The 15452-nt window shown below is 56.8% G+C and carries 10 protein-coding genes; 2 read left to right on the plus strand and 8 right to left on the minus strand.

What is annotated here, in order from left to right:
* Nucleotides 1–147: 147 nt before the first annotated feature.
* The 5 genes from DNI29_RS00500 to DNI29_RS00520 form a co-directional block, all read right to left on the minus strand.
* Complete coding sequence (locus DNI29_RS00500; RefSeq protein WP_110976114.1) at nt 148–1836, minus strand: T9SS type A sorting domain-containing protein; 1689 nt, start codon at nt 1834–1836, stop codon at nt 148–150.
* A gap of 168 nt (nt 1837–2004) precedes the next feature.
* Entirely contained in the window at nt 2005–4971 is a 2967-nt protein-coding gene (locus DNI29_RS00505; RefSeq protein ID WP_110976115.1) for a DEAD/DEAH box helicase, read from the minus strand.
* A gap of 313 nt (nt 4972–5284) precedes the next feature.
* Nucleotides 5285–6514: an FtsX-like permease family protein gene (locus tag DNI29_RS00510; RefSeq protein WP_110976116.1), complete on the minus strand. Its 1230-nt coding sequence runs from the start codon at nt 6512–6514 to the stop codon at nt 5285–5287.
* 95 nt (nt 6515–6609) lie between these two features.
* Entirely contained in the window at nt 6610–7419 is an 810-nt protein-coding gene (locus tag DNI29_RS00515) for a class I SAM-dependent methyltransferase (protein WP_110976117.1), read from the minus strand.
* 96 nt (nt 7420–7515) lie between these two features.
* On the minus strand, nt 7516–7962 hold the full coding sequence (locus tag DNI29_RS00520; RefSeq protein ID WP_110976118.1) for a ribosome-binding factor A: 447 nt from the start codon (nt 7960–7962) through the stop codon (nt 7516–7518).
* A 270-nt stretch (nt 7963–8232) separates the two neighbouring features.
* On the opposite strand from DNI29_RS00520, the gene DNI29_RS00525 reads away from it, so the two are divergent.
* A complete protein-coding gene (locus DNI29_RS00525; RefSeq protein ID WP_110976119.1) occupies nt 8233–9648 on the plus strand; it encodes a hypothetical protein in 1416 nt (471 codons plus the stop codon).
* Nucleotides 9649–9784: 136 nt separating this feature from the next.
* On the opposite strand, the gene rpiB is transcribed toward DNI29_RS00525, so the two are convergent.
* From rpiB to glyA, 3 genes are all read right to left on the minus strand, one after another.
* The gene (gene rpiB / locus DNI29_RS00530; protein ID WP_110976120.1) at nt 9785–10213 is read right to left on the minus strand and encodes a ribose 5-phosphate isomerase B; all 429 of its coding nucleotides are present in this window, start codon (nt 10211–10213) and stop codon (nt 9785–9787) included.
* Between the two features lie 137 nt (nt 10214–10350).
* Nucleotides 10351–11208, minus strand: a complete 858-nt coding sequence (tatC, locus tag DNI29_RS00535; protein ID WP_317048740.1) for a twin-arginine translocase subunit TatC — start codon at nt 11206–11208, stop codon at nt 10351–10353.
* A 157-nt stretch (nt 11209–11365) separates the two neighbouring features.
* Nucleotides 11366–12658, minus strand: coding sequence for a serine hydroxymethyltransferase (gene glyA, locus DNI29_RS00540; RefSeq protein WP_110976122.1), 1293 nt, complete (start codon nt 12656–12658; stop codon nt 11366–11368).
* A gap of 482 nt (nt 12659–13140) precedes the next feature.
* Here glyA and DNI29_RS00545 point away from each other — a divergent pair, with 482 nt between their 5' ends.
* Entirely contained in the window at nt 13141–15366 is a 2226-nt protein-coding gene (locus DNI29_RS00545; RefSeq protein WP_110976123.1) for a beta-1,3-glucanase family protein, read from the plus strand.
* The last annotated feature ends 86 nt before the right edge of the window (nt 15367–15452 follow it).

The following is a 15452-nucleotide window of genomic DNA, read 5'->3' on the forward strand; positions in this document are numbered from 1 at the left end:
AAGGTGCATGGCTCTCATACCAGCTCAGCGGCTGCTTTGTTTACTCAAGGCGTTGCCTGTTGTGCTTGCAGCCTCCGGCTACCGATAAAAGCACTACCCCGCTGCAGCTCAGCCGCAGCGGGGTAGTACACAAGGTGTAGATAGATGTTATTCAACTACCAGCCGCTGCGCCGTTTCGCCAACCCGAACCACGTACACCCCGGAGGCCAGTCCTCGCAGGCTCAAGGTGGCGCGGGTGGCCTGAGCCGGTAGGGCCTGCTGCTTCACTTCACGGCCCAAGTTGTCAATCAGAATCAGGGGTAGGGATTGGCTATTAGCTGTAGGCCAGCTAAGTTTCACCTGGTCTTGGGCAGGGTTAGGTACCAACTGCATGGCAGCCGATAGGCGGGCTGCGGTAGTCTTGGTGGTCAGTCCCATCAGCTTGGCAATGAAGGCCGAGCCAGAACTATTGAGGCTGATGTCGCCGAAAGTGGCGGGCGAACTGTTTAGGTTGCCGCCCACGGCCGCGTTACCGCTGGCATCCAAGGCCAAGGCGTTGGTATAATCGTCGCCCACGCCGCCGGCCCGTAATGCCAGGTCCCAGGAGCCAGCGCTGCTCAGGCGGGCCACCAAAATGTCGAACTTGGCGCCGGTAGGGTCAGCGTTGGTCAGGGCAATAGCACCGAAGGTAGACGTCAGGCCCTGAAATAAACCACCCACACTGGCCTTGCCGCTACCATCCACAGCCAGAGCATTGGCGTAGTCGTTGCTGCTGCCGCCGGCCCGGGCCGCCATAGTCCAGGCATTGGCACTGCTTAGGCGGGCCACGAAAATATCAGAGGTGTTGCCGCTAGCATCGGCATTGGTGAGGACCGTAGTGCCGAAGTTGAGGGTTGGGCTGGCGAAGTTGCCGGCCACGTAAGCGTTGCCGCTGGCGTCAATGCCTGCTCCCTTGGCGTAGTCGTTGCCGGGGCCGCCAGCCTGCAAAGCCTGGGTCCAAGTGCCGGCGCTGCTCAATCGGGCCACGTAAATGTCGCTGCTGTACTGGCTGGGGTTGGCGTTGTTGAGCACAATAGTGCCGAACGTAACAGTAGCCCGCGCAAAGTGCCCGGCAATAAGGGCATTGCCAGTGGCATCCAATACAATAGCCTGCACAAAGTCGTCGCCGGAGCCTCCTCCCCGAATGGCTTGGCCCCAAGTGCCATCGGCCCCCAGGCGGGCCACAAACACGTCGTTGCTGCGGTCGGTGTTGGCGTTGGTGAGGGTGGTAGCCCCGAAGGTTGCCGTGTTGCTGGAAAAGTTACCCGCCACTATCGTCGTACCACTGCCATCCAAGGCTAACCCCATGGCGCCGTCGTTATCAGAGCCGCCCATGCGCACGGCCTGGGTCCAGGTGCCGGCGCTGCTGAGGCGTGCCACAAACCCATCGGAGGAAGTACTGTTGGCGTTGGTGAGGGTAGTGGTGCCAAAAGCCGCTGTACCACCCCGAAATAACCCCGCTGCTACAATGTTCCCGGCGGCATCAACGGCTACGGCCTGCGCCACGTCATCGGCGGGCCCACCGGCACGGGCAGCCTGCAGCCAGGCGCCCGTTGGACTAAGCCGGCCCACAAACACATCAGTGCCGCCAGCGCTGGTCAGAGTAGTGCTGCCAAAGGTGCTAGTTCCCGAGAATTGGCCGGCCACTACAGTATTGCCGGTTGCATCTACGGCCGCCGCATAGATCACCGACGAGCCGGTGCTGCCCGTTGCGTGCGCCGAGGCCCATTGCCAGGTTTGAGCGTGTAGGGCACCAGGTAGTGCTAGGCCCAGCACCAGCGCGCTAGCCCGCAGCCAAGGGGTAGGGATTTTCATCATAGCTTTTTGAGTATGAGTTCTATGCAGATAGAAGTAAGATACAACCTGATTAGATTATATATAAGCATGTTAATAATAAAACATAAATTTATACCATATAGCTAAAGCATGAAGGCCGGCCCATACAGGGCCGGCCTTCATGCTTTATTGTCTTTGCTGATAGGTTTCCTACCCCAGCAACTCCTCTATATCTTCCTTGGTCAGGCTCTTGATTATGGCCTCGTCGGTGGTAATCAGGTCGGTTACCAGCTGGATTTTCTTGTTCTGTAGGGCCAGAATCTTCTCTTCTACCGTGTTCTGGGTGATGAACTTGTAGGTAAACACTGTGCGCTGCTGCCCGATGCGGTGGGCGCGGTCCACGGCCTGCGCCTCCACGGCGGGGTTCCACCAAGGGTCAAGAATGAACACGTAGTCGGCGGCGGTAAGGTTAAGGCCTACCCCCCCAGCCTTCAGCGAGATGAGGAATACGCGCAGGTCGTCGGTTTCCTGGAAACGGGCCACCTCTTTGTGCCGGTCGCGGGTGTTGCCATCAAGGTAGGCGTACTCAATCTGGCGCTCATCCAAGGAAGCACGAACAATATCCAGGTGCCTTACAAACTGACTGAAAACTAAAACCTTGTGGCCTTCCGATACAACGCTCTTAATCATGCGCACTACCTCCCGCAGCTTGCCCGATTCGTGGGCGTACTCCTCGTCGGCCATACGGGGGTGGTTGGCAATCTGGCGGAGCTTGGTCAGGCCCTGCAGCAGCATAAACTGGGTGCTGGCTGTGCCGTGCTCTTCTATGCTCTGCAAAATCTTGTTACGGTAGAAGCTCTTGGTTTCCTCGTAGCACTGCTGCTGCTCCTCCGTCATGGGGCAGTAGCTCAGGTTCTCAATCTTCTCGGGCAGCTCGCGGGCTACCTGGGCCTTGTGGCGGCGCAGAATGAAGGGCTTGATGAGGGCATGCAGACGACGCGTTTTAGCCTCGTCCTTGCCCTTTTCAATGGGCTTCAGAAACTCCTTACGAAAGAAGGCCTGCGTGCCCAGCAAGCCGGGGTTGATGAACGACATCTGCGACCATAAGTCCATGGTGCTGTTCTCTACCGGCGTACCCGTCAGAATTAGGCGGTGGCGGGAGTGCAGACCCCGCACCGCCTGGGAGGTAGTGGAGCTGGGGTTCTTAATAGCCTGCGACTCGTCCAGAATCACGTAGTCGAACTTGTAGGTCTTAAGCAGGTCGGCGTCCAGGCGCACAATACCGTAAGAGGTTAGCACTACATCGTAATCGGCGAACTGCTCCACGTTTTTGTCGCGGTAGGTGCCCGTATAGATGAGCAGGCGCAGGGTAGGCGTGAACTTGAAGGCCTCCGTCATCCAGTTATAAACCAGGGAGGTCGGCATCACCAGCAAAGAAGCGGCACCTTTCGCGGCTCCACTTTCCTTGCGCTGCAGCAGCATGGCCAGCGTCTGTACGGTTTTGCCCAGGCCCATATCATCGGCCAGGCAGCCCCCAAACTGGTATTCCTGCACGAAGTGAAGCCAATTGTAACCCGCTTTCTGATAGGGGCGCAGCTCTCCGCGGAACGAAGGGGGTAGGGGGCGGTCTTCCACCGCTTCAAACTCCCGCAGCTTCTCCAGCTTCCGCGACATTACTACGGTTGCCAGGTTGCCATTCTGCAGGTCCGAAACTAGGGCCATGTGGTGCTTGCGCAGAGTGAGCGTCTGGTTGTGCTCCTCAGAGAAAGCAAACAGCTCAAGGTACTGCGTAAACCACTCCTCCGGAATAATGGCAATCTGCCCGTTGGGCAGCCGGAACTCGTGGCGCTTGTTTAGAATATAAGGGCGCAGCTTGATAAACGGCACCGCAAACTCGCCGAAGTGCACCATGCCGTGCACGTCAAACCAGTCATTGGATTCCGTGATGCCCACCTGCACCGTCACGGACCCGATAAAGTAATCCTTGCCTGAGGTAACTCCCTGCTGCACTGTAAAGCCCATGCGGGCTAGCTCGTCGGCATGGTGATGCAGCCAGCGGAAGGCGGTGGCTTTTTCCAGCACGGCGCGGCCGTTGCGCACTTCCAGGGCCCGGTCGCGCAGCTCGGCAATAATTTCCTGCTCCCGGTCGAGGTTGCGAATCAGGCGGTGAAAGATGTAGTTGTCTTCCTGCTTTTCCAGCTTCACGCACACCCGCTTGTTATGGGCCGTGTGCACGGTATGGTCGCCGTAGCGGAAGCTAAGGTCGAAGTGAATGTGCTCCGAAGCTACCGCCTCAGCTGTAGCGGTAGTCTGAGCGGCCGAGGCATTGCCCCGGCGGCTGGGGGTAGCAGGGCGGGCCGCCACTACGGTAGCGCCCGGTGCATCAGAAAACGTAAGCTGAGGGCGAGCTACGTACCGCTCCGAGCGGATGTCGAACCCGCGGGCGTGTACATCAAACGACTCAACCAACGGAGCCACAAAGCGCTGGAAATAGCTGTCTTCTACCTGGCGCGGAATTACGATGAACTTCTTGTTCAGGAAGGGCTTCAGCTTCTTGCCGTCCACATCGTTGTGGAAGTTGTGGAGCACGTCGCCCAGCAGCAGCCAGGCCGGCTGCTCGCATACAATCACGGCGTTCTTATACTGGAAATCGAGCTTCTGACCTTGATACTGGATGGTAGGGAAGTAGTGGGTGCTGTCCTCATTGCGGCGGAAGTGAAACAGCACTGAAGCCCGCTCCGGTGCCACCCCAATTTCGCGCCAGGTAGGTTCCCCGTCCTTGCCCATAATGAACACCTGCTTACCCTGCAGACGCTCCAAAATCTGACCCATGCGGTCCTGCACGTAGGTGCAAATAGCTTCCTGCAAGCCTTTGTCGCCCTTATCGGCGTCGTAAATCTTCAGGAAAAAATCAGCTGGAGTGGTCTTCTTCGACCAGAACTCCTTGATAACGACATCCTGCTGAATCTGGTCGGTCAGGGCAATCAGCTCAAAGTCGGTTTCATCTAGACCATCGGCAAACTCAGGCGCGTTTTTGGCTGATACAGTTTGGTGCTGGAGGGTAAGCTGGCCCCGCTGATTCCGCTGCACCACATACGATTCAAATAGGTATCCCAGGTACTCGTGTTCGAGTAGTGAATAAACTATTTGAAAGGGCTGTGAAGTGGAAACCTTCATAGTCGACGAAGATAATGCAGCGTTGAAAGTAGTAACAAATGCTAAATACTTATTTTTTTACTAAAAAGTAAAAATAAATCCATGAATAATTACATTATAAAGATTAACATAGCGGAACGCAGTGCTTAAAGGGCCTTTTGAGTCTACGAAGGTAATGGTGTTGCCTTCTCAAAATGATACATTCTAGAGTTCATACAACGCAAAAAAGCCGCACTGAGACACAGCGCGGCCTGTAATAATGGGAACGACGGAAAAATAAAATGTTGCAAATGTGTTGCTTAGCCAAATCCCATGCTGAGACAAGTACTATTCCCTACAGGTTGTCGCGTAGGTTAAGGCTAGCCGCATTCAGGGCCGGGCGAATAGAAACGGCAATGGTAATGAAGATGATTGCTACCCCGGTAAGAGCAATATCCGAGAACTGCATCTTTACAGGGTAAGAGTCTACCACGCTGGTAGCCATGCCCATACCTACTAAGTGGAACGTCTGCTGGGCCCAGCAAATCCCTACCCCCAGTACTAGGCCAGTGAAGGCCCCAACCTGAGCCACAATGGCGCCCTCCAGCAAGAAGATGTTGCGAATGGTACGCGAGCTAGCGCCCATTGCCATCAGCACGGCAATGTCCTTATGCTTGTCAATCACCAGCATCGACAAGGAGAAGAAAATGTTGATGCTTGCAATCAGCAGGATAAAAGCGAAGGTGATGAACACAAACATCTTCTCCACCTTAATAGCCTTGAGCAGGCTCAGGTGTTGCTCATCGGAGTCCAGTACGTTGAACTTGCTGCCTAACTGTTCCTTCAGAGCTTCTTTGACCCGACCGATCTTTGCATCGTCTTTCACCTTCACCTCCAGGGCAGTGCGCCGGTTTCCGTAGTTCAGTAGGGTACGGGCAAAATCCAGGGGCACATAGATGTAGCTGTCATCAACGTGCTGTTCAATCAGGAAAACGCCGCCGGCTAGGATGTTCTGCTCGTTGAAAGCCGTTTCCGGGTTCATGGAAAGGGTTTTCCTACCCGTGTTGCGTGGATAAAGCAGGCGCATCGGCGAGAAGCGGTTATCCAGGGCAATGCTAAGCTCATGCTGCACGCCGGCTCCCAACAGGGCATAATCCATACCGTCGCGGTGTAGCTGGGAGCTGCCTTCCACAATGGCCGAGTCAATGTCGCTCTGGCGGTAGTAGTTGTCAGATACGCCTTTCATTTTCACGACCATCTGCCGGTCGCGGTACTGGAGCAGGGCGTTGTCCTCAATTACCTCCGTTACTAGGCCTACCCCTTGCAAGCCCTGAATACGCTTAACCAAGGGGGGGGATACCTCAAAGGATTTGCCTTCCACGGCAGTAATCACCAAATCGGGGTCCGATTTGCCGTAGAGGCTGCGCGCCACTTCTTCCAGCCCGTTAAACACGGACAGCACAATGATCAGCGCCATCGTACCTATCGCCACGCCAACCATGGAGATATTCGAGATGATGCTGATGATGTTGCGCTTCTTCTTCGAGAGAAAATAACGCCGGGCAATGAGCAGGGATACGTTCACGTGCGGGGCGCGGAGTGGCGAAACGGGTGGATAAGTAGAGGTACGAGGCAACTATACGGTTCAGGAGCCAAGATACGCCGCCGGACGAAAAAGGTCTATTTCCAGGCCTTCACAATCAGGCCCGTGCCTGATTCGTGTTTGGTATTGGCATCGAACCAGTTCAGAATGAGGCAGAACGGGAACGTAACTAAGTAGTAAAAGGGTAGCAGCACAAAAAACCACTTTGAGTGGCCCAGCATCAGAATGGGATACTTCATGCTCAGGCGCCAGGAAATTTGGCCTGGCTCGCCGTAGCTGTAGCGGGCCTCAATGCGCTCAAAACCTGCGGTACGTAGCTTCTGCTGAATTTCATGGATGTTATAGCCGTCGCGGACGTGCTCCTCAATAAAGGAGGTTTCGCCATCGGCGTGTACATCGGAACCACCCTGGTCAGAGGGGGTAGAGATGAGCAGCATGCCGCCATCCTTGAGGGAGGCGTGGATGTTGCGGAACACCTCTACATCTTCCAGAATGTGCTCCATCACATCCACCGACAAGGCCAAATCAAAGGAGTTGGGCTGTTGGTAGAGCACCAAATCCTGCACCGCAAACTGGGCATTGGTGCGCCCGATCTGACGGAAAAACCGGTTGGAGTCTGCCACCTGCTCGTCCTTCACATCTACGGCCAGAATCTGCCACTTGCGGCTTAGCCCGCTCATCCAGTAGGTGTACTGCCCGTAGCCTGATCCGGCATCGAGAATATTGATAGCCTCATCGGTGCGGCCCTTGGCCCACTGGCGTAGCTCGCGGTGTACGTGCCAAGTGCGGAGCAGCAGCAAATCGAGCAGGTGGTAGAAGAGGCGGCGCAGCAGGGGCGTGCGGTTAAAAACTTCGCCGAGCGACTTCTTAATCGGGTCGTAGTACAAGTGATGAGATAGTGAAATGGTGAAATGGTGAGTTGGCTGTTCCGATGGCGTAGTAGTCAGCAGGAAAACTCACTATTTCACCATCTCACCCTCTCATTATTCGTCTTCGTCGGCGAAGAGTTTAGGGCGTTTGGGGGCAGCACCTTCAGCATCAGAGCCGGTTTCCGGACCTTCGGTTGGGGCCGGCGGAATGTGCAGGTCGCCGAACACTTTATCCATGTGGGCGGCGTAGGCGGCCGAGTCATCAAGAAAGAAAACCAGATCCGGCACAATGCGCAGTTGCTGGCGCACACGCTTGGCTAAAGCCTGCCGGATGGCCTTGATGTTGTCCTGCACCAGGGCGAGTTGCTGCTCACCGGCGGTGTTGCTCTGGGCCATAAGCAGGCTCAGGTACACGCGGGCCACGCCTAGATCGGGCGATACGCGCACCAAACTGATGCCCGGCGGCAGGCTCGGGAACAGGTGGGGCAGGTCGCGCTGGAATACGGCGGCCAACTCCTGCTGGAGCAGGCTGGCTACTTTTTGCTGTCGTTTACTTTCCATAAGAATCCGCAAAGATACCGGTTGAGGGGATTAAGTAAGTAGGTAATTGGGGGTGAGGTCAGAAGAGTTCAGAAAAGAACTCACAGATAGCTCCGATCAGCCTCCAGCAACCGGAACAGGCCCGCCAGCAACCGTCGCCTACCCCTTCGGTAGCCAGGAGGGGGTAGAACATCCGGACCCAATTGCCGGCTTCCTAGCAGCGGGCCCCCGGATGCTGTACTTTTACAACTTCCTGACTTCGTTTGCTGGTTCTTTTCTACTGGTTACCTCTTGCTGCAATTCTTTAAAAGCTCTCTGCCTACCCGCCTGTTCGCGCTGCTGCTGTTGCTGCTGGCACTGCGGCTGCCGCTGCTGTGGCTGGGTATTGCCCTGACTCCCGTAGAGCTGCGGGCCCTGTTAGTGGGTGAACGCCTCCACGAGGGTGCCCTGCTCTACCGCGACCTATATGATAGTACCGCCCCGCTGTCGGCGGCTTTGTTTGGGCTGCTCGATGTGGTAGGAAGCCGCCCGGTGTGGATCTACCGGATACTGGCGCTGGCTTTGCTGGCGTTTCAGGCCCTGCGCTTCAACTTTGTGCTCAACCGGGCTGATGTACACCCCGAGCGAGGCTACGTGGGCGCACTCACCTACTTGCTGGTCGGTAGCCTTACCACCGACCTGGATACGCTCTCCCCGCTGCTCTTAGGGCACACGTTCCTGATTGCCGCACTTAGCTCCCTGCTGCCTACCTCCCGCGAGGGCTACGATAACCGCCGCCTGTTTCGGGCGGGGTTTCTGATAGGGGTAGGGGCCTTGTGTTATCTGCCGCTGGGGTTGTTCCTGCTGGTAGGGCTGTTTGCGGTTATTGTATTTGCGGCCAACTCGTTCCGGAGCTTTCTGCTGTTGGTATGCGGCTTCTTGTTCCCGTACTCGGTAGCCATTACCTTTTTTCTGTACACGGAGTCGCTGCCAGGCTTTGCGCAGTTCCACCTTACGCCTACCCTGCAAGGCATTGTCAATGAGACCGATGGTCTGCCGCTGTGGGTGCTGCTGCGGTTACTGATTCTGCCGGGAGTGCTGTTGCTGCTGGGCATCGGGCGCAGCTTTACTACTTCCCTGGGGTTAGTATTCCAGGTGAAGTTTCAGCAACTGATGCTGATTTGGGTATTGGTAGCCGTTGGCATTGCCGCCGCGGGCAGGGGTATGGCTACCGGTACGCTGGTGCTGCTGCTACCCCCTCTCACCTACTTTAGCCTATTTCTGTGGCAGAAAGCGCAACGCGCCTGGATACCCGAAGTGTTTCTGCTGCTGGTTATTGGGGCCGTAGTGGGAGTACGCTACCGGGCCGCACTGCACCTGGAGCGAGTGGTGCAGATTCCGGCTGAAAGCAATTACGCCGTGGAGCCTAACCCGCGTTATGCCTTCCTGCAAGGACAGCGCCTACTGGTATTGGGACCCGACCAGCGCCCCTACCTGCACAACCGCCTCGCAACCCCCTACCTCGACTGGCGCCTGGCCCAGGCCGACTTCGGGCACCTGCAACAGTACGATGCCGTGTTCCGCCTGGCCCGCAACTTTCAAACCGCGCCGCCCCAATACCTGATTGATCAAGCCCGCCTTATGCCCGAACTGCAGTATAAGGTACCCGGCATCTTTGGCCGCTACCAACTCACCAACACCCCCGGCGTGTACCGGCTGCAACGGTGAATAAGTGAACGGCCCGCCGTTGAATAAAGCCCAAAGGCCGCAAGTGCGATATGCTCGCACTTGCGGCCTTTGGGCTTTACAAGGGGGTAGCACGTCTGCCGTCAGTCGGCCTTGGCGTACTGATTACCGCACTACCTCACAGCTTGATTTTATCAACGCGGGTTTGGTGGCGGCCGCCTTCGAAGGCAGTGTTGAGAAACTGACTGGTGATGGCGCGAGCAGTTTCTTCGTCCACGAAGCGGGCCGGGATGCAGACCACGTTGGCGTTATTGTGCTGACGAATCAGGTTGGCTACCTCCGGCTCCCAGGCCAAGCCGGCCCGGATGCCCTGGTGCTTGTTGGCCGTGATGCACACACCATTGGCCGAACCGCAGAGCAGAATGCCCCGCTCAAACTCGCCGCCCTCCACGGCCGAGGCCAGTGGGTGTACATAGTCGGGGTAGTCAACGGAGTCAAGGGAGTGGGTGCCGAAGTCCTGCACCTCGTGGCCGTTGTCGCGCAGCCACTGTAGCAGCATTTGTTTCTGCTCGAAGCCAGCGTGGTCGGAGCCGATGGCAAGTTTCATAGGATGGTAAGTAAGAAGAATGAAAGAATCAGGTTCAGTAGTGGGCGGCGAGCAGAAGAGAAGGCCAGAAAACAGAAAATGTGCTGATGTAGCTTTCTAAAAGCACATCAGCACATTTTCTGATCAGGAACCCATGTCTACGCTACCCCCTGGTTTTCAGCGAGGCGGGCATTGAGAGAGGCCGTCCGGTTGCGTGTGACCACCCGAGCAATGTTGATGCTCAACTCGTAGAGCAAAATGATGGGAATGGTTACAATGATCTGGGCCGACACATCCGGCGGGGTAATTACCGCCGCAATAACCAGAATAACCACGATGGCGTGCTTACGATACACCCGCATAATTTCGGGCGTGATCAGTCCGGCTTTAGCCAGGAAGAACACAATCATGGGCAGCTCAAACACGAAAGCACAGGAAAGAGACATGGTAGTGAGCGTACTAATGTAGCTCTGCATATCCATCTGGTTTTCGATAGTTGGGTCTACTACATAATTAGCCAAGAACTGAATGCTCATGGGCGCTGCGATGTAATAGCCAAACAATAGCCCAATGGCAAACAGCACCGACACGAAAAATACCGCTCCCTGGGAATTCTGCCGCTCGTGGGGGTAGAGGCCCGGCTTAATAAAGCGCCACAGCTCCCAGAACAGATAAGGAAAGCCCAGTACCAGCCCCACAATAAAAGAGGTGCTGATGTGCATGGTGAGCTGCCCGCTCATCTCGCGGTTCTGAATCACGAAGCCAATCTTATCGATGCACAGGCTAGGCGCATGCAGCCACTCTCCGGCCCGGCAAAACATCCGGTAGGTCCAGAAGTCAGCGCGCGAAGGGCCCAGAATCAGGTCGTGAAACAGAAAATCCTTGGAGAAGAAGGCCACCAAGGCAAAGACCACCACCGCAATAGCCGCCCGGATAATATGCCAGCGCAAGGCTTCCAGGTGGTCGATAAAAGACATTTCCTGCTGGTCGCCCAGCGCAGGTTGAGTAGGATCCACTGAGTGAAATGGGGAAATAGTGAAGTGGCGAAATGGTGAGTAAACCAACCGGCCTGCAAGAAGCGGCAAGAAACAAACGAAAAAACAGGGGAAGAAGATGGGTTCGGCTCGGGAAATCAAACCGAACCCATCAACTCACTATTTCACCATTTCACCGTTAAGCGAAGAGCGGATACTGCTGCATCCACTCATTGATTTCGCCGCGCACCCGGGCAATGCGGGCATCATCGGCGTTGTGGGTCAGCACCTCGTCAATGAAATCAACGATACGAGCCATGTCGGTTTCCTTTAGGCCGCGGGTAGTAACGGCTGCCGAGCCGATACGCATGCCGCTGGTAATGAAAGGCGACTTGTCATCGAAGGGCACCATGTTCTTGTTAATGGTGATGTCGGCCTTGATGAGGGTGTTTTCGGCCAGCTTACCGGTCAGGCCCTTGCTGCGCAGGTCAATCAGCATCAGATGGTTATCGGTGCCGCCCGAAATAATCTGGTAGCCGCGCTCCACAAAGCCATTGGCCAGTGCCTGAGCATTCCGGACAACCTGTTGAGTGTAGTCGGTGTAAGCGTCGCTCAAAGCTTCGCCGAAAGCCACAGCCTTGGCCCCGATAACGTGCTCCAGCGGGCCGCCTTGGGTACCAGGGAACACAGCGCTGTCGAGCAGGCTGCTCATCAGCCGGATTTCGCCTTTTGGAGTTTTCAGGCCGAAGGGGTTTTCGAAATCTTTACCCAGCATAATCAGGCCACCGCGAGGGCCGCGCAGGGTTTTGTGGGTAGTGGTCGTTACAATGTGGCAGTGGTCGAAGGGGTTATTTAGCAAGCCTTTGGCAATGAGGCCGGAAGGGTGCGAAATATCGGCCAGCAGCAGGGCGCCTACCTCGTCGGCAGCTTCACGCAGGGCCTGGTAGTTCCAGTCGCGGGAGTAGGCCGAGGCTCCGCAGATGATGAGCTTCGGCTGCTCACGACGGGCGGTTTCTTTTACTTTCTCCCAGTCGATGAGGCCAGTTTCCTGCTCCACGCCGTAGAATGAAGGCTTGTAAAGCTTGCCCGAGAAGTTCACCGGCGAGCCGTGCGTCAGGTGACCACCGTGGCTCAGGTCGAACCCCAGGATTTTGTCGCCGGGGTTGAGTACGGCCAGCATAACAGCGGCATTGGCCTGGGCACCGGAGTGCGGCTGCACGTTTACCCACTCTACCCCGAATAGGGCTTTGGCGCGGTCAATGGCCAGCTGCTCAATCTGATCCACAATTTCGCAGCCACCATAGTAGCGCTTGCCGGGAAGGCCCTCGGCGTACTTGTTGGTGAGGATGGAGCCCTGGGCCCGCATCACCTGCTCCGAAACGTAGTTCTCGGAGGCAATGAGTTCAATACCGTGAGTTTGCCGCTCTTGTTCTTTCTGAATCAGATCAAAGATGGCCGTGTCTTGGGCGAGGGTGGTGGCTTGCGTTTCCATACCGTCAAAGGTAAGGGTAAAAGGGGATGAGGGGAAGGGGGAGGAAGTGATGAGGTAAGGAAGAAGGAGGAGGAGAAGAAAAGTCCTGGGCTGACTTACAAAATTTGGGTGTGTAGTGGTGCGGTAGCCGGTTAGAAGCGTGTGCCTTAAGTGGCAGCGCCTACCCCCTCAATCTGCGCAAACCCTGCGGGGCCCTTGGCAGCAGTGTGCACTAGCAGATAGGGGCCATGCGCCACAGGCGTTTATGAAGCTTACCAAATAGAAATTCAGGCTTTTTCTACTGGTTAAAAGTCATTTACATTGGCTATGTCCTATGGCTGCCCGCCGCCTCTGATGGCGGGGCTGTGCCTCTTTAGCTTGGCTTGATGGCCAGGCTGTTCTGCCGCTCCTGTTCTGCTCTTACACACCGACTTCGCGCCTACCCCTGCCAGGGAAGCCGAAGCGGTGTGCTCTGTCCAATTCCCACCACAACCATTTCATCTATGAAAAAGCTTACGCTGTTTTCACTGTTTACTCTGCTGCTAAGCGTGCTGCTACCCCTCTCGGGGTGGGCCCAGGGCAGCATCCCGTTCACCATTGCCAACAACTCGCCCTACCCCGATTCGGACCTGTATGTGGCTATTGTGGGTAAAGATGAGGCCGGTAACCACCTCTGGATCAACGCCGCCAACAGCCAGGTGTTGCCCATGTCTTCCGTCTACAATACCGTTACGGGGCCAACGTACAACGGCAACACGGGGCCAGGCCAGAACTCCAAGTACGCGGCTTGCTTTACGCGGCTGAGCAACATCCCGAACAAAACCTTCACGCTGCCTTACATTGCAGGCTGCCGGGTGTTTATCGCGCAGGGCCAGCAACTGTACCTGTACTTCTTCGGCGCGTCGGGGGCACCCTCCGGCTACGCCGCCCCGGACTTTCAGAACCCCAACGACCCGAACAAAGGCATCCGGTACGAGTTTATCGAGCTGACGAACAATCAGTACGGCTTCTTCGGTAACCATACCCGCGTTGATTCTTACCACTACCCCATGGGCCTGGAGCTGTGGGGCAACGGCTACTACAAGCGCGCCGGCGAACTGAAAAGCCATGCCGACATTCTGGCCGCCTACCAGAGCTTCGCGCCCACGGCCTTCCAAAGCCTGCTGAACACCTCGGCCGGCACCATTACCTGCCCCGGTAAGTCGCCGGCTTTCCAGGCGGGTGGGGCCCAGGCCAACTACTTTGGCTCCTACATTGATGCCATCTGGAGCAAGTATGTGAACGAGGACCTGATCTTCAACGCCGGCGACGCGGGCGTATTTAAGGGACGCATCACCAATGGGCAGTTAAAGGTAGTGGGCCAGTCGGGCGGCTTTGTGGGCCGCACGGGCATCATCTCGCGCAAGCCTACCACCCAGGAAGTGCTGGAAGGCAAGGGCGTGCTAGATCAGCGCGTAGTCGACGGTGACCTGGACCTAGTGATACAATCACAGCTGTGCGCGGCCATCAACCGCCACGTTGTGAACACCACTACCCCCAATCCCGGTCAGCAGAACTGGTATAATGCCAGCCAGTACTATCTCACTGCCCCGGCTAACTACTACGCCCGCTTCTGGCACCAGGGTGGCATCAGCGTGGACAACCTGAACTATGGTTTTGCTTACGACGATGTAAACGACCAGTCCTCGTCGCTGCACACGCCCCAGCCCACGAAAGTGGTAGCTACCTTCGGCGGCTTTGCGGGCCTGGGTACTACCCCGCCCCCCGCTACGGGCGTGGCAACCTTCTATAAGGACTGCAACTACACGGGCACGGCCGTAAACCTGCCCGCCGGCGACTACACCCTAGCGGCACTGCAGGCCCGGGGTATCCTCGACAACGACGTCTCCTCGCTGAAAGTGAACAGCGGCTACGAGGTAGTACTCTACGAAAACGACAACTACAGCGGCGCCGCCCTCACGGTGGGCAGCGCCGGCAATACCTGCCTGGTAAACAACCCGCTCGGCACCGGCAACTGGAACGATAAGGCCACCTCGCTGCGGGTGCGCACTGTTACGACCACCTCGCCTTCGTTCAGTGTAACGTTGCAGGCCGAGGCTGCCAACGTGAACAACGGCATGACGGTGGAAACCTGCTCGGAAGGCGGCCAGAACATGGGCTTCGTAGATGCTGGCGACTACCTCGTGTGGAATGGCATCAACTTCCCCACCTCGGGCACCTACACCATTGAGTACCGGGTAGCCAGCGGAGCTGGCGGCGGCACTATTTCCTCGGACCTAAATGCCGGCGCTGTTCAGCTGGGTAACAGCACGATTCCGGGCACGGGCAGCTGGCAGACCTGGACCACCGTTTCCCGGACCGTAACCATCAACGCCGGCACCTACAACTTCGGAATCTATGCCCAGACGGGCGGCTGGAACATCAACTGGGTACGAATCAGCAAAGCCTCTACTGCGGCGCGTACGGCTTTGGCCACTACCTCGCCCGAAGCAGCTACCCTTGGTACGCAGCTCTACCCCAACCCCGTAACCGACCGCCTGCACGTGAATGCCGGCAACCTGAGCCTAGCTGGCAGCAGCTACCGCGTACTGGATCTGCAAGGTCGCACCATCGTGAAAGGTGCCTTCGACCGGGGCACGGCGGAGGTAGGCAGCCTGCCGGCGGGCATGTACCTGCTCATTGTTAATACCAAAGACCACCAGACCATTACTCACCGCTTCGCGAAGTAAGCTAGCGGAACCAGACAGAAAGCAGGCTGCCCATACGGCGGCCTGCTTTCTTGTTTTCGGTAAGGCCGAGCGGTAAGCACAACAGA

The organism is Hymenobacter sediminis, assembly GCF_003231285.1.
Lineage (GTDB): Bacteria > Bacteroidota > Bacteroidia > Cytophagales > Hymenobacteraceae > Hymenobacter > Hymenobacter sediminis.

Bases quoted from the DNA above. Each gene is read 5' to 3' on its own strand.
- glyA (WP_110976122.1), bottom strand. From the start codon at position 12,658: ATGGAAACGCAAGCCACCACCCTCGCCCAAGACACGGCCATCTTTGAT.
- rpiB (WP_110976120.1), bottom strand. From the start codon at position 10,213: ATGAAACTTGCCATCGGCTCCGACCACGCTGGCTTCGAGCAGAAACAA.
- DNI29_RS00520 (WP_110976118.1), bottom strand. From the start codon at position 7,962: ATGGAAAGTAAACGACAGCAAAAAGTAGCCAGCCTGCTCCAGCAGGAG.
- DNI29_RS00505 (WP_110976115.1), bottom strand. From the start codon at position 4,971: ATGAAGGTTTCCACTTCACAGCCCTTTCAAATAGTTTATTCACTACTC.
- DNI29_RS00500 (WP_110976114.1), bottom strand. From the start codon at position 1,836: ATGATGAAAATCCCTACCCCTTGGCTGCGGGCTAGCGCGCTGGTGCTG.
- DNI29_RS00545 (WP_110976123.1), top strand. From the start codon at position 13,141: ATGAAAAAGCTTACGCTGTTTTCACTGTTTACTCTGCTGCTAAGCGTG.